Source organism: Mycetocola saprophilus (assembly GCF_000718085.1).
Classification (GTDB): Bacteria; Actinomycetota; Actinomycetes; order Actinomycetales; family Microbacteriaceae; genus Mycetocola; species Mycetocola saprophilus.
In genome coordinates, this window is the sequence record NZ_JOEC01000001.1 from 610,489 (window position 1) to 635,962 (window position 25,474).

A 25,474-nucleotide genomic window follows, 5' to 3' on the forward strand; every position below is an offset into this window, starting at 1 on the left:
GCATCGGCGGGCGAAGGCTCAGCGGTTGCGCGTGAGCCGCCTGAGCGCCCGCAGATAGCCGTGCGAGGCGTAGGACTGCCCGAGGAGCGTCAGGGGATAGATCGGGCTCCAGCGGGGCGCACGCGGCCGCCAGAAGCCGCGCAGACGGAACCAGACGGCGTCGTCGGGTTCATGGGTGATCAGGAAGTGCTCCTGGCCCTCCTCGCGGTGCCGGGGGTCCGCCTCATATCCGAAGCCGCGGGCGATGGATCCGGGCATGAGATCGAGCCCCGGGCCCTCGGGCGGAATGCCGGCCCAGAGGATCTCGCAGTGCACGGTGGTCAGCGTGATCGGAACCAAACGCGGCAATGGCCGGTATCGCATCCGAATGGTCGCGCCCACGATGTCCGATGCCGCACCCGTAGCACCGACCAACAGTCCGGACTCGCGGTGCAACCGCCAGGAGCCGACGTCGGCCAGAACCCGGGTGTGCAGCGCCGCCCCCACACCCACTCGGAGGTCGTAGCGAATCTCGCGAAATCCCGTGGGTGTATCAGGGCCGCCATAGTGTGGCGGAGACAGAGCGGAGGAGGGCGTCACGTTGGCTCGATTCGAGGTGGATGGATCGGTCCGCGGTCTATCGCGCCGGCTCGGGCGGTCGCACGGTCGAAGTCACCCCAGAATACCCGGTGCTCAGAGGCGACCGCTCAGGGGGCGCCTGGGCGCCGCGGGGGAGGGGAGTGGGTGCGCGGCACACGCCCGGTTAAACACCGAGTGCCGGATCCTCCAGTGGAGAATCCGGCACTCTTCTGTGACGTGCTGTGTGGGGGAGCGCCTAGTGGTGCTCGTCGTCCCCGTGCGACTGGTCCAGTTCGTTCTGGGTGACCGGAGCGATCCGGTCCTCGAAGAACCAGCGGGACATTGCCGCGCGCAGGCGCATCGAACCGGTGATCTTGCCCTGAGCGTTCGGGCGGAGCATAACCGGAGCGTTGTCCTTGTAGCTCACGAGCTCCCAACGCTCATAGTCGGATACCTGCTCGTGAACCTCGATGTACTCGCCGCCGGGGAGGCGGACAATGCGTCCGGTCTCGTAACCGTGCAGCGCGATCTCGCGGTCCTTCTTCTGCAGGCCCAGGCAGATGCGCTTGGTGACGAAGTACGCAATGACCGGTCCGAGGAAGAGCAGGGCCTGCAGGGTGTGGATCACACCCTCCATGGTCACCCGGAAGTGGGTGGCGATGAGGTCCGAGCTCGCGGCGGCCCACATGACCGCGTAGAAGGTCACACCGGCGGCACCGATAGCGGTACGGGTCGGGGCGTTACGCGGGCGGTCCAGCAGGTGGTGCTCACGCTTGTCGCCGCTGACCCACGCCTCGATGAAGGGGTAGATCAGGACGGTCACGATGAACAGACCCAGGATGATAACCGGCAGCAGGATTCCGAAGCTCCAGGTGCGGTCCAGCCACACAAACTCGAGGTGCGGCGGGGCCAGACGGAGCATACCGTCGGCGAATCCGATGTACCAGTCGGGCTGGGTACCCGCGGACACGGGCGAGGGGTCATACGGTCCGTAGTTCCAGATCGGGTTGATCTGGAAGAACGTCGCGCAGGCCATGATCACGCCGAACACGATGAAGAAGAATCCACCGGCCTTGGCTGCGTACACGGGGAGGATCGGGAAGCCGACCACGTTCTCCTCGGTGCGGCCCGGGCCGGGGTACTGAGTGTGCTTGTGCACAATCAGGAACATCAGGTGCAGGGCGATGAACACGATGACCAGCGCGGGCAGGATCATGATGTGCAGCGAGTAGAGACGACCCACGATGTCCTCACCCGGGAACTCTCCACCAAACAGGAGGAAGGAGATCCAGGTGCCGACCAGCGGGAAGGACTTGATCATGCCGTCGATGATGCGCAGACCGTTACCGGAGAGCAGGTCATCGGGGAGCGAGTAACCGGTGAAGCCCTCGGCCATGGCGAGCACGAAGAGGACAAAACCGATGACCCAGTTGATCTCGCGCGGCTTGCGGAACGCGCCGGTGAAGAACACGCGGAGCATGTGCAGACCGATCGAGGCCACGAACAGCAGGGCGGCCCAGTGGTGGACCTGGCGCATGAGCAGACCACCGCGGATATCAAACGAGATGTCCAGGGTCGAAGCCATAGCGGCCGACATGTGCACACCGTTCATGGGGGCATAGGAGCCCTCATAGGTGGTGTGGGTCATGGCTGCGTCGAAGAAGAAGGTCAGGAAGGTTCCCGACAGCAGGATCACAACGAAGCTGTAGAGCGCGACCTCTCCGAGGAGGAAGGACCAGTGATCCGGGAAGATCTTGCGACCGAACTCCTTGACGGCGCCCGAGATGCTCGTGCGCTCGTCGAGGTAGTTGGCAGCCTTGCCGGTGAAACCACCGGACTGCTTAGCGGGGGCCGTCGGTGCGGCCGTTGCGGTACTCAATGACGCTCCCAGAAGCTCGGTCCGACAGGCTCGTGGAAGTCACTCTGAGCGACGAGGTAGCCCTCATCGTCCACGGTGATCGGGAGCTGCGGAAGGGGACGGGCGGCCGGACCAAAGATCACGGTCGCGTGGTTTGCCACGTCGAACTGCGACTGGTGGCAGGGGCACAGCAGGTGGTGGGTCTGCTGCTCATACAGGGCAACCGGGCAACCCACGTGGGTGCACACCTTGGAGTAGGCGACGATGCCGTTGTAGGACCAGTTCTTACGCTCGGGGAGCTCGTTCAAGTCCTCGGGCTTCAGACGCATGAGCAGAACGATGGCCTTGGCCTTCTCATTCAGCACGTCCTTGGCGTCGTTGAGATCCTCGGGGATGACGTGGAACGCCGAACCCAGGGTCACATCGGAGGCCTTGATGGGCGCGCCGGAAGGGTCACGCGCCAGGCGAGTGCCCTTCTTCCACATGGTGTGGTGCAGCAGCTCTACCGGGTCCTCGTCGTACGGTGCCAGACCGCGGAACAGGGCCACGGCGGGCAGCGGGAAGACAACCAGGGCGCCGATCAGCGAGTTGCGGATGAGCGAGCGACGGCCAAAGCCGGACTCCTCATTCGCCTCCTCGAAGATCTCGATGGCGCGGGCGCGGGTCTCGTCGGTACCGCGCACGGGGTGGCGGTGGTCCACGGACTCGTGGTCGGCCATGAGGGCCTTACCCCAGTGGACGGCTCCGATACCCAGGGCCATCAGGGCCAGGGTGGCACCGAGGCCGATGAAGAGGTTGTTTGACCGAACCAGTTCCATCTGGCCGTCGATCGGGAACATCATGTAGGCGGCAACGGCCCACAGGCTTCCCACGGCGGAGAGGAAGAAGAGGATGAAGACAGTGCGCTCGGCCTGCTTTTCCTTCTTCGGGTTCAGGTCGGTGACGCGCTGACGGTGTTCCGGGTGACCCGGGTTCTCAACGGCGTCGGGGCTCACCACGCCTGTGCCGGAATCTTCCGGCAGCAGGTCATGGGAAGAGGAGTTCGCAGCGGCGAGATCCTTGCCGCTGTTATCGTCCTGTGCCATTGTGCTCCTTACGTGATTGCAGTGTCATGATCAGGGCCGTCCTAGTTGGACTTGGCCGTGATCCAGACCGTAAGCGCCACAACGGCGCCGAGGCCAAAAATCCAGATGAACAGACCCTCGGCCACCGGGCCGAGCGATCCGAGTCCGATACCACCGGGGTTACCGATCTTCTCCTGGTACTTCAGCGCGGTGATGATGTCGCGCTTGCCCTCGGGGGAGATGTTCATGTCGTTGAACACCGGCATGTTCTGCGGGCCGGTGATCATTGCCTCGTAGATGTGAGCCGGGGTAACCCCGACCAGGCTGGGGGCGAACTTGCCCTCGGTCAGTGCACCACCGGCACCGGCCACGTTGTGGCACATGGCGCAGTTGATGCGGAAGAGCTCCGCACCGTGAGCGGCGTCACCGTCTGCATCCAGGTACTTGGCGTCCGGGATGGAGGGGCCGGGAGCGGTGCTTCCGACGTACACGGCGAGCTGGTTGATCTGCTCCTGGGTGAACTGAACGGGCTTCTTCTGAGCCTGCGGTCCGTGGCCCTGCATGGGCATACGGCCGGTTCCGACCTGGAAGTCGACCGCGGCGGCACCCACACCGATCAGGCTGGGACCGTCGCTGGTGCCCTGGGCGTTGAGACCGTGGCAGGTGGCGCAGTTCGCCTGGAACAGCTTCTTGCCGTCCTCAACGTTGGACTGGCTGGCTGCGGCCGGCGCGGGCTGAGCGTTGGCGGTGGTTGCGCTCACCGCGGCGTAGGCGCCGCCGGTGAACAGCAGGCCGACAGCAATAAGCGCCGCGGCGGCAGCCGGGGAACGGCGACCGGTGCGGCGGCTCTTGCCGGCGGCTGGACGTGAAGTTTTGCGTGACATGGCTTTATTAGGCTCTCGGTTGTTATCTCAGGACGTACACGACGAGGAACAGAGCGATCCACACAACGTCAACGAAGTGCCAGTAGTAGGACACAACGATGGCGCTGGAGGCTTCCTTGTGACCAAAGTTCTTCACGGCGTAGCCGCGACCGATGATCAGGAGGAAGGCGATCAGTCCGCCGATAACGTGAATGCCGTGGAATCCGGTGGTGATGTAGAACGCGGATCCGTAGGCGTCAGAGTTCAGCGCGACTCCCTCGCTGACCAGGGTGGCGTACTCCCAGATCTGGCCGGCGACAAAGATTGCACCAAGGGCATAGGTGAGGAAGAACCACTCAACCATTCCCCACTGGCTCGGCTTAGGCCCGGTCGACCGCGGCTGGAGACGCTCGGCTGCAAACACGCCCGCCTGGCAGGCAAAGGAGGAAGATACGAGGATCAACGTGTTAATCAGCGCGAACGGCACGTTAAGTACGGACGTTCCGTGAGCCCAGATTTCGGGGGCTACGGAACGCAGGGTGAAGTAGATCGCGAACAGACCCGCGAAAAACATGACCTCTGAACCCAGCCACACAATGGTGCCCACGGCTACGTTATTGGGTCTGTTGATCTTCGGGGCTTTCGCCGCATAGTTCAAAGAAGTGCTCGTCACTCCTCCATTATGGCTGATTTGCGGGCGAGTATTGGCCATTTCCCGTCTCGCTCGACCTTCACAAGGGGTTAGGGCTACCTAAGTTTTCGCCGTGAATTCACCCTGAATGTCCGAGATTCCGCGGCTTTCCGGTCGCGGTGTCGGCAAAACGTCGGCATAAAGGTTTTTGCGGGCCGGAGCGTCGCGGATACCAATATGCTTGACCTATGTTGGATACCTTCACCTGGCCCTCCCTGTTCACCTCTCTGCTGTCCGGCGAGAACCTCAGTGTCGCCGAGGCGACGTGGGCGATGCAGCAGATCATGAGTGGAGCGGCGACTCCGGCGCAGATTGGCGCATTCCTGGTCGCCCTGCGCTCCAAGGGGGAGACCGTGGATGAGGTGGTGGGTTTCCGCGACGCGATTCTGGAGCACGCACTCCCGCTGCCGCTGGACTCGATGGCGCTCGACATCGTGGGTACAGGCGGGGACCGCTTCGGGACCGTGAACGTCTCCACCATGGCGGCCATCGTTTCGGCCTCCACCGGGATCCCAGTCATCAAGCACGGCAACCGCGCCGCGAGTTCCGCCTCCGGTTCCAGCGACGTGCTGGCGGCCCTCGGCATCGACCTCTCGCTGGCGCCCGCCGCCGTGGCCGATGTCGCCCGCGAGACCGGCGTGACCTTCGCCTACGCCTCGGCTTTCCACCCCGGATTTGCCCACGCCGGACCGGTCCGTGCCCAGCTGGGGATTCCCACCGTTTTCAACTTCCTGGGTCCGCTGACCAACCCTGCCCGTCCCGAAGCCTCGGCCGTGGGTGTTGCCCAGGCCGACCGGGTGCCGCTGATCACCGGGGTGTTCCGTACCCGCGGGGCAACCGCGCTGGTGTTCCGCGGGGACGATGGGCTTGATGAGCTCACCACCACCGGACACTCGCACATCTGGGAAATCACTCGCGGTCGGATCGCCGAACACGACCTTGACCCCGGGGATCTAGGGATCGCCCGGGCGCGGATCGAGGACCTGGTGGGTGGCGATCCGGTGCGCAATGCCGAGATCGTGCGCGAAACCCTCGCCGGTCGTCTCGGACCGGTGCGCGATATCGTCCTGCTGAACGCGGCGGCGGGCATCGTGTCCTACCGCCTGGCCGAGGACCACACCCAGATGGAGCAGCCGATCCTCGCCCGCTTCCGGGACGCCCTGAAGGTCGCCGCCGAGGCTGTTGATTCCGGGGCCGCCCTCGCTAAGCTGGATCAGTGGGTCGCCGCAACGTCGCGTCGATCCGAGCACACGGCATAGCCGCCGCACCGGGCCACAAGCCCGACGGCGCGAGTTTTGGGAGAAATCGGTGAAGAAGCTGATGAATGATCCACGCGCGGTGACCGAGCAGGCCGTGGCCGGTTTTGTGCGCGCCCATGGCGCGCGTCTGCGTCGCGTGGGCACCGGCTACGGGGTGGCGCGCGCCGAGCCGCTGCTGCCGGGTACCGTCGCCGTGATCGGTGGCGGGGGGAGCGGACACGAACCCCTGCACGTGGGGTTTGTGGGTTCCGGTGCCCTGGCCGGGGCCGTGCCCGGTGAGATCTTTAGCGCGCCCACGCCCGAATCCATTCTGGAGGTGGTGCAGGCGACCCACGCGGGTGCCGGGGTGCTGTTCGTGGTGGGGAACTACTCGGGGGATCGCTTCAACTTTGAACTCGCCGCCGAGCGCTGCATCGCCCTCGGGATCCCGGCACGCTTGGTGGTGGTGTCCGATGATGTGGGGCTGGGCTCGCTGATCCCGGCCGATCGCCGACGGGGAATCGCCGGCATGCTGGTGGCCCTCAAGATTCTGGGGGCCGCCGCCGAGCGCGGCGACGATCTGGAGACGCTGGTGGACATCGGCGAACGGATCAACACGAACCTGGCCTCGATGGGGGTGGGCCTGCGCGCGGGGACCTCGCCGCTCGCGGACGTGGCCAGCTTTGACCTCGGCGAGGACGAGATGGAGGTCGGCATCGGCATCCACGGCGAGCTCGGCCGGGACCGGGTACCCCGGGGGCGTGCCGACGAGATCGCCGAGCTGCTGCTGACCGAGATCCTGGCCGAGCTGGGGGCCACGCCCGCGGACACACTCCTGGTGTTTGTGAACGGGATGGGTGGGACCCCGCCGGGGGAGCTGGCGCTGTTTTTTGACAGCGTCGCCCGGGACCTGGAGGGGCGCGGCTATGTGATTGGCCGCTCGCTGGTGGGTGCCTATGTGACGGCACTTGATATGCAGGGCGTCTCGGTGAGCATCGCCCGACTGGATCCCGAGCTACTCTCGCTGTGGGACGCCCCGGTGGACACCCCGGTGCTGCGCGCGCCCTAGCGTGCCGCGACGGTGCCCACCGAGAATGATTTTTGTCAGTGAAGGAGAAAAGATGACCCTGAATGCCGAATGGGCCGCCCGGTGGCTGGTTGCCGCGGGCGACGTCTGCGATCGCGACCGTGCCTACCTCAGCGAGCTTGACCGCCTGATCGGAGACGGTGATCACGGCGAAAACCTGGCACGCGGTTTTGGTGCCGTGCGTGGCCAGCTGCTCTCGAGCCCGGGTGGAGAAACCCCGGCCGAACTCTTCCGCACCGCGGCCCACACGCTGATCTCCACCGTGGGTGGGGCCTCGGGACCGCTCTACGGGACCGCGCTGATGCGGGCCGCCGAGGCGCTCCAGGGACGCAGCGTACTCGATACCCAGGGGGTGGTGGACCTGATCGGTGCCGCCGCCGAGGGGATCGCCGCCCGCGGCGGTGCCGAGGCCGGGGACAAGACGATGCTGGATGCATGGCTTGCCGCACAGGCCGAGGCCCAGGCGGTCCAGGTCGCGGGAGGATCGGTCGAGGAGGTTATCGAGGCAGCCGCCCGCGGTGCCGCGGCCGGGGCCGAGGCCACCGAGCCCATGGTCGCCAAGCGGGGGCGGGCGAGCTACCTCGGCGAGCGTTCCCGTGGACACCGTGATCCCGGGGCCGCCTCCAGCGCGCTGCTGCTCGAGGCCGCGGCCGCGGCGGTGCGCTCGTGACCCGAGAGGTTGTGCGCGCGAACGGATGGATCCGATGACCGCAGAGCCCACGCGAGTGGGACTCGTCATCGTCTCTCACAGTGGCCGCATCGCCGAGGGCGTGCGTGAGCTTGCCGGTCAGATGGCCCCGAGCATCACGATCCTGGACGCCGGCGGGGACGCCGAGGGTGGGCTCGGGACCGACTTTGCCCGGGTGAGCGACGCGCTCACGGGGGCTGATGCCGGTGCCGGCGTCCTGGTCCTGGCGGATCTGGGCTCGGCGATCATGACGGCCGAGTCGGCGATCGAGTTCCTCGATGCCGAACGCCGCGCGCGTGCCCACGTATCCCCGGCCCCACTGGTCGAGGGGGCGGTGGCCGCGGCCGTCGCCGCCGAGCAGGGCGGAGACCTGGCGGCCGTGATCGCCGCCGCGCTCACGGCGGGGGATGGGAGCCCCGCGGACGCCGTGGGCAGCGCCGACGCGCTGGCGGCCGAGGAGCACCGGCCCGATGTGGCCGCCCTGGGTTATGCGCGCAGCGTCGTGGTAACCAACCCTGAGGGGTTACATGCGCGCCCGGCGGCGGAGTTTGCCAAGCTGGCCGCTACCTTCCCGGTCGCGGTCACGGTTAACGGGCGCGACGGCAAGAGCTTGCTGCAGATCATGTCCCTGGGGCTGATGCCCGGTGCCGAGGCCGAGATCGCCTCCCCGGACCCCGACGGTCGCGTGGCGGTTGATGCGCTGGCGGATCTGATCGAGTCCGGATTTGGTGATCGGGGCAGCGCCGCGCCCGGGAAGTGAATTTTGCCCCAACGCGGGCACGCGGGCGTGTCGTGGAGAGGATCCGCGCGCTTTCCGCGTGCCCCGTATTGGGGTCATCGTAACCGTGGGTAAATGACTGCGCCGGATAACGAGCGTGCAGTACTGTCGGAGGCGGATCGAGCGTGTTTTTAGGGGGCTCGACCATCAATCGAAAGGACTGCTATGGCTTCCAGTATCTGGGAAAACTTCTGGAACGTTTTGGCGCTGCTGCTCTACATCGTGGTGTTTGTGAGCTATCTGTTCGCGCTGTTCGCCGTGATCTCGGACCTGTTCCGTGACCACAAGCTCGCCGGTGGCTGGAAGGCGCTGTGGATCGTCGGACTCATCTTCATCCCGATCCTGACGCTGCTGGTCTACCTGATTGCCCGCGGTAGCGGCATGGCCCAGCGCTCCGCCGAGGCTCAGCGTTCGGCTCAGAACGCCGCCGACGCGTACATTCGCGAGGCCGCCGGTAAGGCGACCCCGAGTGATGAGATCGCGACCGCCAAGGCGCTGTTTGATGACGGTGCCATCAGCGAGGAAGAGTTCGCTCACCTCAAGGCCAAGGCTCTCGCCCGCGCCTAACGCCGAGCGTCACGGCCCCCGCTCCCTCCGTTCGAGAGGGTGCGGGGGCCGTTTGCGTTGGCGCGGGGTGGGTTCCGACACGCCGAGATATAAAAAAGGCCCTCGCACATCCTCCCGGTGGGGAGTTTCTGCGAGGGCCGTGGTGGTGCCGGTGGTGGGACTCGAACCCACACGTCCTTTCGAACAAAGCATTTTGAGTGCTCCGCGTCTGCCATTCCGCCACACCGGCTAACGTCGATATCTGAAACTGTATCGTACAATTGAACCGTGACTGAGCAAGAAGCAACCTCTACCCCCGCCCCGCGACGCGTTGTTGTCGCCGAGGACGAATCCCTCATCCGTATGGACATCGTGGAGATCCTCCGCGACAACGGATTCGAGGTGGTAGGCGAGGCCGGTGATGGCGAGACCGCCGTCGCCCTCGCAACCGAACTGCGTCCGGACCTGGTGGTCATGGACGTGAAGATGCCCCAGCTGGACGGCATCTCGGCAGCCGAGCGTCTGCACAAGAACAACATCGCCCCGGTGGTCCTGCTGACCGCGTTTAGCCAGAAGGAACTGGTGGAGCGTGCCAGCGAGGCCGGCGCGCTGGCCTACGTGGTCAAGCCGTTCACCCCCAACGACCTGCTGCCGGCCATCGAGATCGCCCTGAGCCGCCACCAGCAGATCCTCACCCTCGAGGCCGAGGTCGCCGACATGGTTGAGCGCTTCGAGACCCGCAAGCTGGTGGATCGCGCCAAGGGCCTGCTCAACGAGAAGATGGGCCTGACCGAGCCCGAGGCGTTCCGCTGGATCCAGAAGGCGTCCATGGATCGCCGTCTGACCATGCACGATGTGGCCCAGGCCATCATCGAGCAGCTCAGCGCCAAGAGCTAACACACACCCCAACAAAAACGGGCCCCGTCGAAGGATGGGGCCCGTTTTGCTGTCTGCGGCTATCGCGTCGGCTTGTCCTTGATCAGGTTGGTGATCCGGATGGTCGAGCAGCGGCGGCCGTTCTCATCGGTCACCACGATCTCGTGCACGGTCAGCGTGCGGCCCAGGTGGATGGGGGTGCAGACACCGGTGACGATGCCCGAGGTGGCCGAGCCGGTGTGGGTGGCGTTGATGTCCACACCCACGGCGACCCGATCGGCACCGGCAAACAGGTTCGCGGACATCGATCCGAGCGATTCGCCCAGCACCACGTACGCACCACCGTGGAGCAGACCGATCGGCTGGGTATTGCCCTCGACCGGCATGGTGGCCACCGAGCGTTCGACCGAGAACTCGGTGAACTCGATGTTCATCTTTTCGGCCAGGGCCCCCATGCCACGCTCCACGAGATAGCGCATGCCGGGGTTGTCGGCGGAGGTTGTGTCTGTCATCTGCTGCCTTTCGATGCGGAGGGGATGGGTCCAGCCTAGGAGAGGATCCCGAGCGCGGCCAGGGTTCCCAGCAGGCTGCTGGCCACCAGCGCAAACGCGACGATTCCGGCGATCCAGGCGCGGCGGCGCTTGGTGCGGGCACGCTGGGCGAGTTCGGCGGGGGTGTAGTCGTCAACGTTCCAGTCGGTCATGATTCCTCGTTTCGGGGATGGGGATCGGCGTCCCCCGATACTCCCACACTCGCCCGGGCGGGAACGGCTGCCCGGGCGGCGTGGGGGATATCGCCGTGACGGGGGTCCCTTGTAGGCTGGGGCTGTGTCGGAAAACAAGAAGCCTACCCTCCTGATCATCGACGGCCACTCGCTGGCCTTCCGGGCCTTTTACGCGCTCCCGGTCGACAGCTTTAAGACCCGCGACGGGCAGCACACCAACGCCATCCACGGCTTTATCTCGATGCTGCTCAATCTGCTGAAGAACGAGTCGCCCACCCACGTTGCCGTGGCATTTGATATCTCGCGATTCTCCTTCCGTACCCGGGAGTACCCCGAGTACAAGGGCACCCGTGGGGAGACCCCGAGCGAGTTCATCGGCCAGATCCCGCTGCTGCAGGAGACCCTGGCCGCGATGAACATCACCACGATCACCAAGGAGGACTTCGAGGCCGATGACATCCTGGCCACCCTCTCGGTGCGCGGCACCGAGGCCGGCTATCGGGTGCTCGTGGTCTCCGGTGACCGGGACGCGATCCAGCTGGTCAACGACAATGTGACCCTGCTCTACCCCTCGCGTCAGGGTGTGTCCGACCTCACCCGCTACGATCCCGCCAAGGTGCACGAGCGCTACGGCATCCGTCCCGAGCAGTACCCCGATGTGGCGGCACTCGTGGGCGAGACCTCCGACAACCTGATCGGCGTGCCCAAGGTCGGCGAGAAGACCGCGGTCAAGTGGCTGGGGCTCTACGGCAGCCTGCAGGGCATCCTGGACAACGCCGACAACATCACCGGCAAGGTGGGCGAGAGCTTCCGCGAGCACAAGGAAAACGCCGTCCGCAACCGTCGCCTGAACCACCTGGTGCGCGATGTAGAGCTGCCGGTCACCGTTCAAGATCTTGAGCGCAAGCCGATCGACGCCGATGCCGTGCGCGACATGTTTGCCCGGCTGGAATTCCGTACCCTGCTGGACCGCGTCTTCAAGCTCGAGGGTGTCGTGGCCGATGCCCCGGCCGAGCCCGTGGCCCCCGCCGCCGTGGCCCCCGCGGTTCAGGAGTTGCTGGATGAGGAGCTGGGTGCCTGGCTGACCCGCAACTCCGCCGCTCACCCGGGTGGTCTGGCGCTGCACGTGGATGTGGTTGAGGGGTTGCCGACCGCGATCGGGATCGCCTCGGAGACCGAGTCAACCGTGCTCGCCTGGCACGCCGGCAGCGCCGACTATGCACCGTTTGAGGCCTGGCTGGCCGGTCCCGATCCCAAGATCCTCAACGATGCCAAGCCCGTTATCAAGGCGTTCACTCACGCGGGCCTGGCCTTCGAGGGCCTGCGCACCGACACCCTGGTGGCCGGCTGGCTGCTGCGCCCGGCGAGCCCGGACAAGACCCTGGGCGACCTGGTCACCCGCTACCTCGATGAGCACATGCCGGTGGATGACCCCAACCAGCTGGTTCCCGAAGACAACGCGGACAACCCGGCGCTCAAGGCCTGGTATGTCGCCCGCGTGGCCGCCGCGCAGATCCTGGCACTGGACGAGGGTTCGGCCCGCGTGCTGCGCGACATCGAGACCCCCTCGACCCCGATCCTCGCCCGGATGGAGGAGTTCGGCGTGGCCGTGGACCACGACCTGCTGGCCGGGCTCTCCGAGTCGCTCGGCGTGACCGCCGCCGACCTGGCCGCCCGCGCCTACGCGGAGATCGGTCGCGAGGTCAATCTGGGCTCGCCCAAGCAGCTGCAGGAGGTCCTCTTCGACCAGCTGAACATGCCCAAGACCCGCGCCAATAAGACCGGCTACTCGACCGATGCCGACTCGCTGGCCGACCTTCAGGCCAAGGCGCCGCACCCGTTCCTCGGGCTGCTGCTGGAGCACCGCGACGCCACCAAGCTGCGTCAGATCGTCGAGACCCTGGACAAGGCGATCGACGATGAGGGGCGCATTCACACCTCCTATATTCAGACCGGTACCAGCACGGGTCGCCTGTCCTCGGCCGACCCGAACCTGCAGAACATTCCGGTGCGCTCCGAGGTGGGTCACCAGATCCGCTCGGCATTCACCGTGGGTGAGGGCTTCGACTCGCTGCTGACCGCCGACTACTCGCAGATCGAGATGCGCATCATGGCGCACCTCTCCGGTGATGCGGGCCTGATCGAGGCGTTCCGCAGCGGCGAGGATCTGCACCGCTTCGTGGGTGCCCGGATCTTCGGGGTCGAGCCGGCGGATGTGACCCCGCTCATGCGGACCAAGGTCAAGGCCATGTCCTATGGTCTGGCCTATGGGCTCAGCGCGTTTGGTCTGTCCAAGCAGCTGCGCATCGACACCGCCGAGGCCAAGCAGCTGATGGGAGACTACTTCGCCCGCTTCGGTGCGGTGCGCGACTACCTGCGCGACGTGGTCGAACAGGCCAAGATCGACGGCTACACCACCACGATCTTCGGTCGTCGTCGCCTCTTCCCGGATCTCGCCAGCGCCAACCGTGTGCTGCGCGATAACGCCGCCCGCGCGGCGCTGAACGCCCCGATTCAGGGTAGCGCCGCCGACATCATGAAGATCGCGATGATCAATATCGATGCCGACATGCGTGAGCAGGGTCTGGAGAGCCGGATGCTGCTGCAGGTGCATGACGAACTGATCTTCGAGGTCAAGGCCGCCGAGGCCGAAACCCTGGAGACCATCGTGCGCACCCGGATGGCCTCGGCCGCCGACCTCAGCGTGCCGCTCGAGGTTCAGGTGGGCCACGGTCTGAACTGGGACGCCGCCGCGCACTAGGGGTCCCTCCGCACCCGGCATGAAAATGCCCGCTCGGATGTCGTTTTCGACATTCGAGCGGGCAATTGTGCGTTTAGGGCGCGACCCGGGCGGCGGCGCTCCGGGATTATCCCGCGCGGTTCTGTCGCCGGGCGTCGGGGGAGGGATACGCTGGGGGCATGAGTGAGAACGTTTCCCGTCCCCAGACTCCGATTGACCGCATTGCCGAGGCATGGGTAGACACCCTGGTGTCGCTGAGCCCGATGACCGGCACCTATATCGGCCGCACCGAGGCCAACGAATTTGTGGGTGACTACTCGCCCGCGGGCCTGGCCGCCTACCGGGCCGCGGCCGCGGCCGTCATCGAACAGCTCGACGCCGCCGAGGTGCAGGACAAACAGGACCGGGTGACCCTGGCCGACCTGCGCGGCGCGCTGCAGCTCGATATCGAGATCCACGATGCCGGACTGCCGCTGCGCGACCTCAACGTCATCGCCTCGCCGCCGCAGGAGATCCGCGACGCCTTCGACCTGGTCCCCACCGAAACGGCCGAGGACTGGGCGATCATTTCGCGTCGTCTGGCCCGGGTTCCCGCGGCCCTCGCCGGCTACATCGAGACCCTGCGTCTCGGCGTGGAAAAGGGCATCACCCCGGCCAAGCGTCAGGTGTTCGAGGTCGCCGACCAGTCCGACCGCAACGGCGCGACCGACGGCTTCTTCCCGTCCTATATTGCCGCCGCGGGGGAGGCCGGCGCGGCCGTACGCGCCGAGCTGGAGGCCGGTGCGGAAGCCGCCGCCACCGCCTATCGCGAGCTGGCCGGCTTCCTGCGCGACGAGCTCGCTCCCGTCGCAACCGAGGTGGACGCCGTGGGTCGCGAGGCCTACTCGCTGTTCTCGCGTCGCTTCCTCGGTGCCGAGATCGATCTGGACGAGACCTATGAGTGGGGGATCCAGGAGCTCGCCCGCATGGTTGCCGAGCAGGAGGCCATCGCCGACCAGATCCTCCCCGGGGCCACCGTGCACGAGGCCATCGCGCACCTCGAGCAGGACCCGAATATGAAGCTGCACGGCGTGGACGCCCTGCAGAAGTGGATGCAGGAGACCAGTGACCGCGCGGTTGCCGAGCTCGGTGCCACCCAGTTCGACATCCCCGAGGAGATCCGCACCCTCGAGTGCATGATCGCGCCGACCCAGGAGGGTGGCATCTACTACACCGGTCCGACCGACGATTTCTCGCGTCCGGGCCGCATGTGGTGGTCCGTTCCACAGGGCGTCACCGAGTTTGACACCTGGCGCGAGCTCACCACCGTTTACCACGAGGGTGTGCCCGGTCACCACCTGCAGATCGGTCAGGCCGTGTACAACCGCGACCAGCTGAACTCGTGGCGTCGCCTGCTGGCCGGCACCTCGGGTCACGCCGAGGGGTGGGCCCTCTACGCCGAGCGTCTGATGGATGACCTCGGTTACCTGAGCACCCCCGCCGACCGCCTGGGCATGCTCGATGGCCAGCGCATGCGTGCGGCCCGCGTGGTTCTCGACATCGGTGTGCACCTGGGCAAGCAGCGTCCCGACGGCCAGGGAGTCTGGACCGCCGAATACGCATTTGAGTTCCTGGCGCAGCACGTGAACATGAACGAGGGCTTCGTGCACTTCGAGGTCAACCGCTACCTCGGCTGGGCCGGTCAGGCACCGTCCTATAAGGTCGGTCAGCGCATCTGGGAGCAGCTGCGCGATGACTACCGGGCCGAGGCCGGGGAGTCCTTCGATATTCGCGACTTCCACCGTGAGGCCCTGGGCCTGGGTGGCGTGGGTCTCGACACCCTTCGCGACGCGCTGCGCGCCGAAAAGTAGGGGAGACTCGGGGTGAGTGCACCAAGGCACGTAGTACTGGCGGGGGTATCGGGCTTTATCGGTGCGCACCTCGACTCCTATTACCGGGGGCTCGGGGCCCGGGTGAGCCGCATCGGCCGCTCGGGTCCCGATGCCCGCTGGGGGGAGCGGGAGAAGATAGCCGCGCTGCTTGAGGGCGCGGACCTGCTGATCAACATGGCGGGGAAGAGCGTGAACTGCCGCTATCACGAGGCGAATCGCCGAGAAATCCTGCGTTCGCGGGTCGAGACCACCCGCGAGCTGCGCGAGATCGTGGCGGGCCTGAAGAATCCGCCGCCGGTGTGGATGAACGCCTCCACGGCGACGATCTACCGCGACGCCCGGGATCGTCCGATGACCGAGTCCACCGGCGATATCGGCTCCGGATTCTCGGTGTCGATTGCGACCGCCTGGGAGGCCGAATTCTTCGCCGGCGACCTGCCCGGGGTGCGCCGGGTGGCGCTGCGGATGGCGATCGTGCTCGGCGACGGCAGCGCCCTGGTGCCGCTGACCCGCCTGGCCCGGCTGGGTATCGGCGGTCCGCAGATGGACGGACGCTGGCCCGCGAGCCGCGCGCGCCTGGCCGCCGGCACCTACCATCGCTTCGGCGGGGGAGGCGGGAGGCAGAAGATGAGCTGGGTCCACATCGACGATGTGATCTCGGCGATCGAGTTCATCCGTGAGCACGAGGAGCTGGATGGGGCGATCAACGTGTCCTCCCCGGGGACCGTAACCAACGCCGAGTTCATGCGGGAGCTGCGTCGGAGCGTCGGGGCACCGTTCGGGATGCCCGCGTTCCGCTGGATGATCGAGCCGGCGATGGCGGTCCTACGCACCGAATCGGAGATGATCCTCAAGAGCCGCTGGGTGATCCCGGAAACCCTGGAGAATGCGGGATTCACGTTCGGATACCCGACCCTGGCCCCGGCACTGACCCAGATCGCGACATACCGCGCGATCCCGGCTTGAAGTCGGGCGAGTCGCCGGGATAAGATAGAGCGTCACGCTCGTGACAAATCTATCCGTTCTGCCGTGATGATCAACCCGTGTCACCAACCAGGTGACCCGGCCATGACGGCCCGAAACCCTGTCCATTCTGGAGCAACCACTACATGACAAGCGAAACGACCGCCAAGAACCTCAAGCAGGTCGCGATCAACGACATCGGCACTGCCGAGGACTTCCTGGCTGCGGTCGAGAAGACTCTGAAGTTCTTCAACGATGGTGACCTCATCGAGGGTACCGTTGTGAAGATCGACCGCGACGAGGTTCTCCTCGACGTCGGTTACAAGACCGAGGGTGTTATCCCCTCGCGTGAACTTTCCATCAAGCACGACGTAGACCCGAGCGAGGTCGTCAATGTCGGCGACTCGGTCGAGGCCCTCGTTCTCCAGAAGGAGGACAAGGAAGGTCGTCTGATCCTGTCGAAGAAGCGCGCACAGTACGAGCGCGCATGGGGCGATGTGGAGAAGATCAAGGACACCGATGGCGTCGTGACCGGTTCGGTCATCGAGGTTGTCAAGGGTGGTCTGATCGTAGACATCGGCCTGCGCGGCTTCCTGCCCGCATCGCTGATCGAGCTGCGTCGCGTCCGCGACCTGACCCCGTACCTGGGCCAGGAGATCGAGGCCAAGATCCTCGAGCTCGACAAGAACCGCAACAACGTTGTGCTTTCGCGTCGCGCCCTGCTGGAGCAGACTCAGTCCGAGTCGCGCACCACCTTCCTCAACAACCTCCAGAAGGGACAGGTCCGCAAGGGTGTTGTCTCCTCGATCGTCAACTTCGGTGCCTTCGTGGACCTGGGTGGCGTCGACGGTCTGGTGCACGTTTCCGAGCTGAGCTGGAAGCACATTGAGCACGCCTCCGAGGTAGTCGAGGTTGGCCAGGAAGTTACCGTTGAGATCCTCGAGGTCGACCTGGACCGTGAGCGCGTGTCGCTTTCGCTCAAGGCCACCCAGGAGGACCCGTGGCAGGTCTTCGCCCGCACCCACGCCATCGGCCAGGTTGCACCGGGTAAGGTCACCAAGCTGGTTCCGTTCGGTGCGTTCGTTCGCGTCGCCGACGGCATCGAGGGCCTCGTGCACATCTCCGAGCTGTCGGGCAAGCACGTTGAGCTCGCCGAGCAGGTTGTCTCGGTTGGCGAAGAGGTCTTCGTCAAGGTCATCGACATCGACCTGGAGCGTCGCCGCATCTCGCTGAGCCTCAAGCAGGCCAACGAGGGTGTCGACCCCGAGGGTACCGAGTTCGACCCGGCACTCTACGGCATGCTGACCGAGTACGACGAGCAGGGTAACTACAAGTACCCCGAGGGCTTCGACTCCGAGACCAACGAATGGCGCGAGGGCTTCGAGGCTCAGCGCGAGAAGTGGGAGCAGGACTACGCCGCCGCTCAGGCTCGTTGGGAAGCTCACAAGAAGCAGGTCGCACAGGCCGCCATCGAAGAGGCAAACGCACCCGAGGCTCCGGCCGCCGGTTCGTCCTTCTCGAGCGAGTCGACCGGCGCCGGCACCCTTGCCGACGACGAGTCGCTGGCCGCACTGCGCGAGAAGCTCTCCAGCAACAACTAATTGGCAACAACTAATTCCTTTAGTGGTTCGCTGAGCGTTTCGCTTCGGTAAACAACCGGGCCGTTCTCCTTCGGGAGAGCGGCCCGTTTGTTGTTCCCCGAGTTGTCGGGTGATGTTCGGTTCGCCCGGCCGCGTTCGGGGAGTAGGGTGGAGGAGAATCAACCGCGAAAGGGCACAGCGTGTATCTGATCGGCCTGACCGGGGGCATCGCCTCGGGCAAATCCACCATCGCCAAACGACTCAAGAAACGCGGTGCCGTGCACCTGGATGCCGACCGCCTCGCCCGCGAGGTGGTCGAGCCGGGGGAGCCCGCACTGGAGAAGATTCGTGCTCGCTTTGGCGAGGAGGTCATCGCCGAGGACGGTGCGCTGAACCGTCCGGCCCTGGGTGCCATCGTGTTCAGTAACCCCGAGGCCCTGGCGGATCTGAACGGCATCGTTCATCCCGCCGTTCAGGAGCGTACCCGTGCACTGTTTGCCGCGGCCGAGGCGGAAAACCCCAATGCGGTGGTGGTGTACGACGTCCCGCTGCTGGTCGAGGCCAAGCTTCCGTATCCGTTTGATGCGGTGGTGGTGGCCGAGGCACCCGCCGACGTGCGGATCGAGCGGATGGTGCGGCTGCGTCAGATGGACCGCGCCGAGGCCGAGCGCCGGATCGAGGCCCAGGCCACCGATGCCGAACGTCGCGCGGTCGCGACCCACATCATCAACACCGGCGGGTCCCTGGGTGAAACCCTCGACGCGGTGGATGACTTCGCCGATGGGGTGCCGGGTCTCTCTCCCCGCCACTAGGAAGGCATGGCAAAGGCCGCCCGAGGTACCGGGCGGCCTTTGCCATGTGCGAGCTAGCGAGCCAGGGCGGCCTTTTCGTCCCTGTTGATCAGCGCGAGGAACACCACGGTGAGCAGTGCAATCGCGATCAGGGCGATGAAGGTGACGTTCCAGCCGAAGTTTTCCACCAGGAATCCCACCCCGCTCGAGGCCATGGTGGCCCCGATGACGTAGCCAAACAGTCCGGTGAAGCCGGCGGCGGTGCCGGCGACGTGGCGCGGGGAGAGATCCAGTGCCTGCAGGCCAATCAGCATGACCGGGCCGTAGATCAGGCCACCGATCAAGGTCACCGCGACCAGCGGCATCCAGATCGGGACGCCCTCGGGCAGCAGCCAGTAGATCGCGGTCATTCCGGCCACCGCGATCATGAAGGCGATTCCGGTCATCGAGCGGTTGCCGCGGAACACCTTATCCGAGAGCACACCACAGAGGATCGTGCCGCCGATCCCGGCGAGTTCAAAGAGCGAGAACCCGGCAATACCGCCGGTGACGCTGGCGCCACGCACCTGGGTGAGATAGATCGGTGCCCACACCAGGATGCCGTAGCGCAGCGCATAGACGCACACGTTCGCCAGTGCCAGCAGTACCATCGTGCGGTTCATCAGCACGTGTTCCTTGATCAGACTCCAGGCACTTCGGCTCGAATCGGCGCTTTCATCCACGGAGACCTTGGCCGGATCATCGCGGTACTCCTCGATCGGCGGGAGGCCCTGGGACTCGGGGGTATCCCGGATCAGCAGGAATGCAGCCAGCGCCACCACCAGCGCGACGATCGCCGGAAGCCAGAACGCCGAGGTCCAGTCATTACCCGTCAGCTGAAGCCCCAGCGCAACCAGCGCGCCGGCCCCGACGCCACCCACGTTGTGGGCCACGTTCCAAATCGAGGTCTTGATGCCACGCTCGCTGGTGGAGAACCAGTGCACCAGCACGCGTCCGCTGGGCGGCCACCCCATCCCCTGGAACCAGCCATTGATGAACATGACCGTGGCGAAGATCGCCAGCGAGGCCGTGACCGCGGGCACAAAGGCCACCGCCAGGTTGGCCACGGCCGAGAGGGCGAGGCCCAGCGGCAGGAAGTACCGGGCGTTTGAGCGGTCGGAGAGGATCGCCGAGAAGAACTTGGAGAACCCGTAGGAGATCAGGGTGGCGTTGGCGACCAGCCCGATTCCAAACTTGTTGATCTGTCCGTTGTCCTCCAGAATCGCGGCCACCAGGGGCAGGTTGTTTCGGATCAGGTAGAACCCGGCGTAGCCGATGAAGATCCCCACGAACACCTGGAGGCGCAGCCGCGGATATCGTGTGGCAATCACCTCAGGTGAGAGGCGCGGTGCGGGTGGCGGGGCCGCGAGCAGTCCCTTGGTTCGCGTATTTTGCGACATAGATCGTGTCCTTTGTTTGATGGCACGCCATCGCACTCGGGATCGGAGCCGGGCGGCGTTGCCGTCGCCAACTCTAGGCAGGATCGCTGCGGGTCCGGGGGAGCGGGTCGCACGCGGTACGTTTGTCTGTCTGACCAGACCTTTGGGGTGCGGTGCCAGCCCGGTATTACCGCGGATCTTTGCTCACGCTACGCGATAGCCGGGCATCAATGTCCGGGTGGACACCGCGGACACTGAACCGCGCTCGGGACTCCGAGACTAGCGGACCGGGGCCTCCAACAGCGCCACGCTCACCGAACCACCCTTGGTCGAGAGTTCACCCACCCGGGCGAAACCGAGCCGGGCGTGAAACGCCAGCGAACCGGGGTTTGGGGGATCGGTGTTGACCTCACAGGTGACCGTTCTCAGCCCGGCGGCGCGGGCCGCATCAAACACGGCCGCGTAGAGGACCGGTCCCAGGCCGCGGCCGCGCTCCCGTTCGGCCACCACGATCCGGTCCACATAGAGGAAGTTCTGCCCGCGGGCGGAGAACCAGGCATAGTTTTCGCTGGCGTAGGTGGCACCGGGGGCGAAGGTGATGATCGCCCCCAGAACGGTGTCCGGATCGGCGGGATCGACCACGGCAACCGCGAGATGGGCGGTGTCGATCAGCGTGCGCAGCTCGTCCAGGCTCAGCCGATTCACCGCGGGTACCGCCGCGTTGTTCAGCGCGAGCAGTGCCTCAAGCTCGCGCGGGTTGTGGGCATCCAGGAGGCGAGTCACGGCGGTCATTGGCCCAGTCTATCGGCCGTCGGGGGTGGCGAGAACTCGGCACTACCGGGAAGATCCGCGTCTCTAAAGGCCGTAATCTCGGCGTTCCCGGCTGCCCCTGGATCACAACCGAGTCGGTAGCCGAGGCTAGCGCGGTTGAGGGTCGAGTCCCGTGCGCGAGACGCTGAGGTCCCAGATCTCGCGGGCCAGTTCGAGCGTCCGCAGCTTCCGAGGGAGGCGTTCGCGCACCGGAGCGCCGCGACTGGAGAGGAACCGCGGCCCCCACATTTCGCCGCCATTGACCGTGGGATCGAGGGCGGCCCGTACGGCCGGCCAGGCACCGGCGTCCTTGCCCTGGGAGAACAGGCGCGCAGGAATCGCGCGAAAGGCGGGCCAGGGAACGTAGGGGAGCGCGGGGCGGCGATCCGGGGCCAGCTGGTCCATCGCCACACCGGGATGGGCAACAACCGAGGCAACCGGTGAGGTGGCCGCGCGCAGGCGGCGATCCAGCTCGAATGCCGTGAGCATCTGGGCGTATTTGGAGGCCGTATAGAAGGGGAGCGAGCGGTAGGGGCGGCCCACATGGTCCACGTCGCTCGGGTCGAGCCTGGCCAGCGTATAGCCGAGGCTGCCCATCGTCACCAGGCGCGATCCGGGTGTGCGCTCAAGGGCGTGGAGCGAGCGGGCGATCAGGGCGAAGTTTCCCAGCTGGTTGGTTCCGAACACCAGTTCGTCGCCGGCCACGGAGGTGTGGTGTTCAGTCTGGGGCTTGAGCCCGGCGTTGAGGACCAGTGCGTCGAGCCGGGGAAGCGCCCCGATTTCCGCCGCGGCGGATTCGATCGAGGCCGGATCAGCCAGATCCAACCGGATGAAACCCAGCCGGGCCTGCGGATCCCGCGCGGCCAGGGTTTCCAGGGCCCGGGTGGCCCGCTCCTCGCTGCGGGCGGCGATGACCACCTCGGCCCCGGTGGACGCCAGCTGTTCGGCGATAAAGAATCCGATCCCCGCGCCGCCGCCGGTCACCACAAAGGTTCGGTTGTCCTGGCGGGGGAGGCGGGCGGGATTCCACGTAGTCATGGGCTCACGTTAGCGGACATCGCGGCCAGCATGCGAGCGTTGCGGATCCGCCTCGGGCGAACGACGGGTTCGGTGTCGGTGGTGGTGCCTAGACTGGAGGCATGGAACCCACCCGCTCCGTTCGTCCGTTTGAGGTCATCAGCCAGTACACCCCGAGTGGTGATCAGCCCAACGCGATCGCCGACCTGGCCGCGCGTATTAACGCCGGTGAGGCCGATGTGGTGCTGCTGGGTGCCACCGGTACCGGTAAGTCCGCCACCACCGCGTGGCTGATTGAACAGGTTCAACGCCCCACCCTGGTTATGGCGCACAATAAGACCCTGGCGGCGCAGCTGGCCAATGAGTTCCGCGACCTGCTTCCCAATAACGCGGTCGAGTACTTCGTGTCCTACTACGACTACTACCAGCCCGAGGCCTACGTTCCGCAGACCGATACCTTCATCGAGAAGGACTCCTCGGTCAACGCCGAGGTCGAGCGCCTGCGTCACTCCACCACCAACTCGCTGCTCAGTCGGCGTGATGTTGTGGTGGTCTCCACCGTGTCCTGCATCTACGGCCTGGGTGCGGCCGAGGAGTACTTAGACGCCATGGTGGCGCTGCAGGTGGGCGAAAACGTGGGGCGGGATCGCCTGATCCGTCGCTTCGTGGGCATGCAGTACAACCGCAACGACATCGACTTCTCCCGCGGCAACTTCCGCGTGCGCGGCGACACCATCGAGATCATCCCGGTCTATGAGGAGCTCGCGGTGCGGATCGAGCTGTTTGGCGACGAGATCGAGGCGATCTACTCGCTGCATCCGCTCACCGGCGAGATTGTCAAGCAGCTGGATGCGGTCTCGATCTTCCCGGCCACCCACTATGCGGCCAGCCCCGAGACCATGCAGCGCGCGATGAAAACCATCGAGGAGGAGCTGGAAATTCGACTGGCCGAGCTCGAGGGTCAGGGCAAGCTGCTGGAGGCCCAGCGGCTGCGCATGCGCACCACCTTCGACCTGGAGATGATGCAGCAGATCGGGTTCTGCTCGGGCATCGAGAACTACTCCCGCCACATCGATCAGCGCCAGGCGGGGGAGGCCCCCAACTGTCTGCTCGACTACTTCCCCGACGACTTCCTCACCGTGATCGACGAGTCCCACGTGACCGTCCCGCAGATCGGCGCGATGTTCGAGGGTGATGCCTCGCGTAAGCGCACCCTGGTGGACCACGGCTTCCGTCTGCCCAGCGCGATGGATAACCGCCCGCTCACCTTCTCCGAGTTCAAGAACCGGGTGGGTCAGACCGTGTACCTCTCGGCCACCCCGGGCAAATACGAGATGGGCATTGCCGATGGCGTAGTTGAGCAGATCATCCGCCCCACCGGCCTGGTCGATCCGGAGATCGTGATCAAGCCCAGCGAGGGTCAGATCGACGACCTGCTCGAGGAGATCACCGCCCGCGCCGAACGAGACGAGCGCGTGCTGGTGACCACCCTGACCAAGAAGATGGCCGAGGAGCTTACCGACTTCCTCACCGAGGCCGGGGTGCGTGTGCGCTACCTGCACTCCGATGTGGACACCCTGCGCCGGGTCGAGCTGCTGACCGAGCTGCGCCAGGGTGTGTACGACGTCCTGGTGGGTATCAACCTGCTGCGTGAGGGCCTCGACCTCCCCGAGGTGTCTCTGGTCGCGATCCTCGATGCGGATAAGGAGGGCTTCCTGCGCTCGGCGACCTCGCTGATTCAGACCATTGGTCGTGCGGCGCGTAACGTCTCCGGTCAGGTGCACATGTACGCCGATAAGATCACCCCCTCGATGCGCCTGGCCATCGACGAAACCGATCGCCGCCGCGAAAAGCAGGTGGCGTACAACCTCGAGCACGGCATCGATCCGCAGCCGCTACGCAAGAAGATCGCCGATATCACCGATCAGCTGCTGCGTGAGGGTGCCGATACGGCCGAGCTGCTCGCCGGTAAGCAGGGCGATAAAAAGAAGTCGCCGACCCCGCGCCTGCGCCGGGAGGGCATCGCCGCCGAGGGTGCGGCCGAGCTGGAAACGCTCATCGCCGACCTTACCGAGCAGATGCTCGCCGCCGCCTCCGAGCTCAAGTTTGAGCTTGCCGGACGTCTGCGCGACGAGGTTCAGGACCTCAAAAAGGAGCTCCGGCAGATGGAAAAGGCCGGTCACATCTAGGTGTGAGTGCCGCCCACGAGGCCCCGCGTTTGAACACAACGTGGGGCCCCGTGTTTCCCCGGATTACGGGAAGCTGTGGGGTTAATTAGTATTGCGTGTCACCCGTTCGGGTGTCGGTCCGGGGAGGCGTAGGATGGCCCCATGTTGTCCGACTTCGACGCCGCAAAACCCTCGCGGCGTACACATGCAGATTCGCACTCCCCCAATCACGACGGTGATCCCGGCGTGATCGTGAGCCTGGATGCGAGCACCGGGCGACGCCGAGCACGGACAGCCCGGGCCTCCCGAAAAAACCGGGCGGTTTTTGCGTTGCTGGCGGGGATGATTCCGGTAGCGCTGATCGCCCTCCTCGCGCTTCCCGGTGATGACGGGGTACTCGGGTTTGTGGGGACCGATGCCCACAATCTCGAACTTTCGGTTGCCGGTGCGTTCGAGGCGAAATCCGCAGCCTCGGCGTCACCCAATCCAAAGGTCTATGTCCTCGGAGACTCCTATTCGCGAAGCAGCGGAGCCAGCGACCCTCAGCATGACAACATGCACCTGCTTGCCGCCCACTACGGGTGGACTGTGGACAACCTCTCCGAGGGGGGAGTGGGATATGGAACCTCGATTGAGGGAGACAGCAGTCAGAGCGAGTGCGGCCAGGACCGCTGCGCGTCCTATCTGGAGCAGATCGCCGCAATTCCCGCGTCCGCTCAGCGCATCCTGGTCAACGGCGGTAAGAACGAGGTCAACGTGGACGTCACCGACTCCGACTCGCACATTGACACGTTTTTTGCGCTGCTGCGCGCGGCGCACCCCTCCGCCGATATCGTGGCCACCAGCCCGATCTGGCAGAACACCGAGGAGCCCGACTCCATGGTCGCAATGCGTGAACGGGTGCAGCACGATGTGCGGACCATCGGTGGACACTACCTCGACATCGGACAGCCGTTGGTCTCGGCGCCGGACCTGCTCTATGAGGACGGTGAACACCCCAATGATGCGGGTCACGTGGCCGTCGCCGATGCGATGATCGCCGGATTTACTCGGCTGGGAGACAAGGCCTGGACCAGCGCCAAGGGCACGCCCGCGGCCACCGCGACGGCGCGTCCCTAGCGCATTGCGCCGCTGGCGGAATGCAA

Annotated in this window: 23 protein-coding genes and 1 tRNA gene; 13 read left to right on the forward strand and 11 right to left on the reverse strand. The window is 65.7% G+C overall.

All coding sequences use genetic code 11. The features are described from left to right. Window positions 1-18 precede the first annotated feature (18 nt). The 5 genes from IE92_RS17100 to ctaE all read right to left on the reverse strand — a co-directional run bounded on the left by IE92_RS17100 (window position 19) and on the right by ctaE (window position 5,055). Window positions 19-579 carry a DUF1990 family protein gene (locus IE92_RS17100; RefSeq protein WP_081863819.1) on the reverse strand — a complete coding sequence of 187 codons (561 nt, stop codon included), beginning with the start codon at window positions 577-579 and terminating at the stop codon, window positions 19-21. A 235-nt stretch (window positions 580-814) separates the two neighbouring features. Next, on the reverse strand, window positions 815-2,437 hold the full coding sequence (gene qcrB, locus IE92_RS0102735; protein ID WP_030143346.1) for a cytochrome bc1 complex cytochrome b subunit: 1,623 nt from the start codon (window positions 2,435-2,437) through the stop codon (window positions 815-817). Continuing rightward, window positions 2,434-3,501: a cytochrome bc1 complex Rieske iron-sulfur subunit gene (qcrA, locus tag IE92_RS0102740; protein ID WP_030143347.1), complete on the reverse strand. Its 1,068-nt coding sequence runs from the start codon at window positions 3,499-3,501 to the stop codon at window positions 2,434-2,436. The genes qcrB and qcrA overlap by 4 nt, the downstream gene beginning before the upstream one ends. A 41-nt stretch (window positions 3,502-3,542) precedes the next feature. Continuing rightward, complete coding sequence (qcrC, locus tag IE92_RS0102745) at window positions 3,543-4,364, reverse strand: cytochrome bc1 complex diheme cytochrome c subunit (RefSeq protein ID WP_030143348.1); 822 nt, start codon at window positions 4,362-4,364, stop codon at window positions 3,543-3,545. A 22-nt stretch (window positions 4,365-4,386) separates the two neighbouring features. Beyond that, on the reverse strand, window positions 4,387-5,055 hold the full coding sequence (gene ctaE, locus IE92_RS0102750) for an aa3-type cytochrome oxidase subunit III (RefSeq protein ID WP_081863820.1): 669 nt from the start codon (window positions 5,053-5,055) through the stop codon (window positions 4,387-4,389). A 167-nt stretch (window positions 5,056-5,222) separates the two neighbouring features. Here ctaE and trpD point away from each other — a divergent pair, with 167 nt between their 5' ends. From trpD to IE92_RS0102775, 5 genes are all read left to right on the forward strand, one after another. Continuing rightward, window positions 5,223-6,293: an anthranilate phosphoribosyltransferase gene (trpD, locus tag IE92_RS0102755; protein ID WP_030143350.1), complete on the forward strand. Its 1,071-nt coding sequence runs from the start codon at window positions 5,223-5,225 to the stop codon at window positions 6,291-6,293. A gap of 49 nt (window positions 6,294-6,342) precedes the next feature. Beyond that, the gene (locus IE92_RS0102760; protein WP_030143351.1) at window positions 6,343-7,341 is read left to right on the forward strand and encodes a dihydroxyacetone kinase subunit DhaK; all 999 of its coding nucleotides are present in this window, start codon (window positions 6,343-6,345) and stop codon (window positions 7,339-7,341) included. Between the two features lie 52 nt (window positions 7,342-7,393). Further along, window positions 7,394-8,029, forward strand: coding sequence for a dihydroxyacetone kinase subunit DhaL (gene dhaL / locus IE92_RS0102765; protein ID WP_030143352.1), 636 nt, complete (start codon window positions 7,394-7,396; stop codon window positions 8,027-8,029). Between the two features lie 34 nt (window positions 8,030-8,063). Next, window positions 8,064-8,807, forward strand: a complete 744-nt coding sequence (gene dhaM, locus IE92_RS0102770) for a dihydroxyacetone kinase phosphoryl donor subunit DhaM (RefSeq protein WP_030143353.1) — start codon at window positions 8,064-8,066, stop codon at window positions 8,805-8,807. Between the two features lie 183 nt (window positions 8,808-8,990). Then, on the forward strand, window positions 8,991-9,392 hold the full coding sequence (locus IE92_RS0102775; RefSeq protein ID WP_030143354.1) for an SHOCT domain-containing protein: 402 nt from the start codon (window positions 8,991-8,993) through the stop codon (window positions 9,390-9,392). 143 nt (window positions 9,393-9,535) lie between these two features. On the opposite strand, the gene IE92_RS0102780 is transcribed toward IE92_RS0102775, so the two are convergent. Beyond that, window positions 9,536-9,621 (reverse strand) — tRNA-Leu (locus IE92_RS0102780). A 38-nt stretch (window positions 9,622-9,659) separates the two neighbouring features. Between IE92_RS0102780 and IE92_RS0102785 the strand changes: the two genes are divergently transcribed. Further along, window positions 9,660-10,268 carry an ANTAR domain-containing response regulator gene (locus IE92_RS0102785; RefSeq protein WP_030143355.1) on the forward strand — a complete coding sequence of 203 codons (609 nt, stop codon included), beginning with the start codon at window positions 9,660-9,662 and terminating at the stop codon, window positions 10,266-10,268. Between the two features lie 59 nt (window positions 10,269-10,327). Here the strand turns inward: IE92_RS0102785 and IE92_RS0102790 are convergent, their stop codons facing one another. Further along, on the reverse strand, window positions 10,328-10,759 hold the full coding sequence (locus IE92_RS0102790; protein ID WP_030143356.1) for a hotdog fold thioesterase: 432 nt from the start codon (window positions 10,757-10,759) through the stop codon (window positions 10,328-10,330). 35 nt (window positions 10,760-10,794) lie between these two features. Then, on the reverse strand, window positions 10,795-10,950 hold the full coding sequence (locus tag IE92_RS18125) for a hypothetical protein (protein ID WP_156027375.1): 156 nt from the start codon (window positions 10,948-10,950) through the stop codon (window positions 10,795-10,797). Window positions 10,951-11,074: 124 nt separating this feature from the next. On the opposite strand from IE92_RS18125, the gene polA reads away from it, so the two are divergent. From polA to coaE, 5 genes are all read left to right on the forward strand, one after another. Continuing rightward, window positions 11,075-13,732, forward strand: a complete 2,658-nt coding sequence (polA, locus tag IE92_RS0102800) for a DNA polymerase I (RefSeq protein ID WP_030143357.1) — start codon at window positions 11,075-11,077, stop codon at window positions 13,730-13,732. Between the two features lie 158 nt (window positions 13,733-13,890). Further along, a complete protein-coding gene (locus IE92_RS0102805; protein ID WP_030143358.1) occupies window positions 13,891-15,561 on the forward strand; it encodes a DUF885 domain-containing protein in 1,671 nt (556 codons plus the stop codon). A gap of 12 nt (window positions 15,562-15,573) precedes the next feature. Further along, on the forward strand, window positions 15,574-16,548 hold the full coding sequence (locus IE92_RS0102810) for an epimerase (protein WP_030143359.1): 975 nt from the start codon (window positions 15,574-15,576) through the stop codon (window positions 16,546-16,548). A gap of 143 nt (window positions 16,549-16,691) precedes the next feature. Continuing rightward, the gene (gene rpsA, locus IE92_RS0102815) at window positions 16,692-18,146 is read left to right on the forward strand and encodes a 30S ribosomal protein S1 (RefSeq protein WP_030143360.1); all 1,455 of its coding nucleotides are present in this window, start codon (window positions 16,692-16,694) and stop codon (window positions 18,144-18,146) included. A gap of 179 nt (window positions 18,147-18,325) precedes the next feature. Next, window positions 18,326-18,937 carry a dephospho-CoA kinase gene (gene coaE / locus IE92_RS0102820; RefSeq protein WP_051701517.1) on the forward strand — a complete coding sequence of 204 codons (612 nt, stop codon included), beginning with the start codon at window positions 18,326-18,328 and terminating at the stop codon, window positions 18,935-18,937. A gap of 53 nt (window positions 18,938-18,990) precedes the next feature. Here the strand turns inward: coaE and IE92_RS0102825 are convergent, their stop codons facing one another. The 3 genes from IE92_RS0102825 to IE92_RS0102835 all read right to left on the reverse strand — a co-directional run bounded on the left by IE92_RS0102825 (window position 18,991) and on the right by IE92_RS0102835 (window position 22,182). Continuing rightward, entirely contained in the window at window positions 18,991-20,355 is a 1,365-nt protein-coding gene (locus IE92_RS0102825) for an MFS transporter (protein ID WP_030143362.1), read from the reverse strand. Between the two features lie 258 nt (window positions 20,356-20,613). Continuing rightward, entirely contained in the window at window positions 20,614-21,126 is a 513-nt protein-coding gene (locus tag IE92_RS0102830; protein WP_030143363.1) for a GNAT family N-acetyltransferase, read from the reverse strand. A 126-nt stretch (window positions 21,127-21,252) separates the two neighbouring features. Next, window positions 21,253-22,182, reverse strand: coding sequence for an SDR family NAD(P)-dependent oxidoreductase (locus IE92_RS0102835; protein WP_043321310.1), 930 nt, complete (start codon window positions 22,180-22,182; stop codon window positions 21,253-21,255). A gap of 101 nt (window positions 22,183-22,283) precedes the next feature. Between IE92_RS0102835 and uvrB the strand changes: the two genes are divergently transcribed. Continuing rightward, window positions 22,284-24,350, forward strand: coding sequence for an excinuclease ABC subunit UvrB (gene uvrB, locus IE92_RS0102840; protein WP_030143365.1), 2,067 nt, complete (start codon window positions 22,284-22,286; stop codon window positions 24,348-24,350). Between the two features lie 141 nt (window positions 24,351-24,491). After that, entirely contained in the window at window positions 24,492-25,448 is a 957-nt protein-coding gene (locus IE92_RS0102845) for an SGNH/GDSL hydrolase family protein (RefSeq protein ID WP_030143366.1), read from the forward strand. Window positions 25,449-25,474 lie beyond the last annotated feature (26 nt).

Bases quoted from the DNA above. Each gene is read 5' to 3' on its own strand.
- qcrA (WP_030143347.1), bottom strand. From the start codon at position 3,501: ATGGCACAGGACGATAACAGCGGCAAGGATCTCGCCGCTGCGAACTCC.
- qcrC (WP_030143348.1), bottom strand. From the start codon at position 4,364: ATGTCACGCAAAACTTCACGTCCAGCCGCCGGCAAGAGCCGCCGCACC.
- ctaE (WP_081863820.1), bottom strand. From the start codon at position 5,055: ATGGCCAATACTCGCCCGCAAATCAGCCATAATGGAGGAGTGACGAGC.
- trpD (WP_030143350.1), top strand. From the start codon at position 5,223: ATGTTGGATACCTTCACCTGGCCCTCCCTGTTCACCTCTCTGCTGTCC.
- dhaL (WP_030143352.1), top strand. From the start codon at position 7,394: ATGACCCTGAATGCCGAATGGGCCGCCCGGTGGCTGGTTGCCGCGGGC.
- dhaM (WP_030143353.1), top strand. From the start codon at position 8,064: ATGACCGCAGAGCCCACGCGAGTGGGACTCGTCATCGTCTCTCACAGT.
- IE92_RS0102775 (WP_030143354.1), top strand. From the start codon at position 8,991: ATGGCTTCCAGTATCTGGGAAAACTTCTGGAACGTTTTGGCGCTGCTG.
- IE92_RS0102790 (WP_030143356.1), bottom strand. From the start codon at position 10,759: ATGACAGACACAACCTCCGCCGACAACCCCGGCATGCGCTATCTCGTG.
- IE92_RS18125 (WP_156027375.1), bottom strand. From the start codon at position 10,950: ATGACCGACTGGAACGTTGACGACTACACCCCCGCCGAACTCGCCCAG.
- IE92_RS0102805 (WP_030143358.1), top strand. From the start codon at position 13,891: ATGAGTGAGAACGTTTCCCGTCCCCAGACTCCGATTGACCGCATTGCC.
- rpsA (WP_030143360.1), top strand. From the start codon at position 16,692: ATGACAAGCGAAACGACCGCCAAGAACCTCAAGCAGGTCGCGATCAAC.
- IE92_RS0102825 (WP_030143362.1), bottom strand. From the start codon at position 20,355: ATGTCGCAAAATACGCGAACCAAGGGACTGCTCGCGGCCCCGCCACCC.
- IE92_RS0102830 (WP_030143363.1), bottom strand. From the start codon at position 21,126: ATGACCGCCGTGACTCGCCTCCTGGATGCCCACAACCCGCGCGAGCTT.
- IE92_RS0102835 (WP_043321310.1), bottom strand. From the start codon at position 22,182: ATGACTACGTGGAATCCCGCCCGCCTCCCCCGCCAGGACAACCGAACC.
- uvrB (WP_030143365.1), top strand. From the start codon at position 22,284: ATGGAACCCACCCGCTCCGTTCGTCCGTTTGAGGTCATCAGCCAGTAC.
- IE92_RS0102845 (WP_030143366.1), top strand. From the start codon at position 24,492: ATGTTGTCCGACTTCGACGCCGCAAAACCCTCGCGGCGTACACATGCA.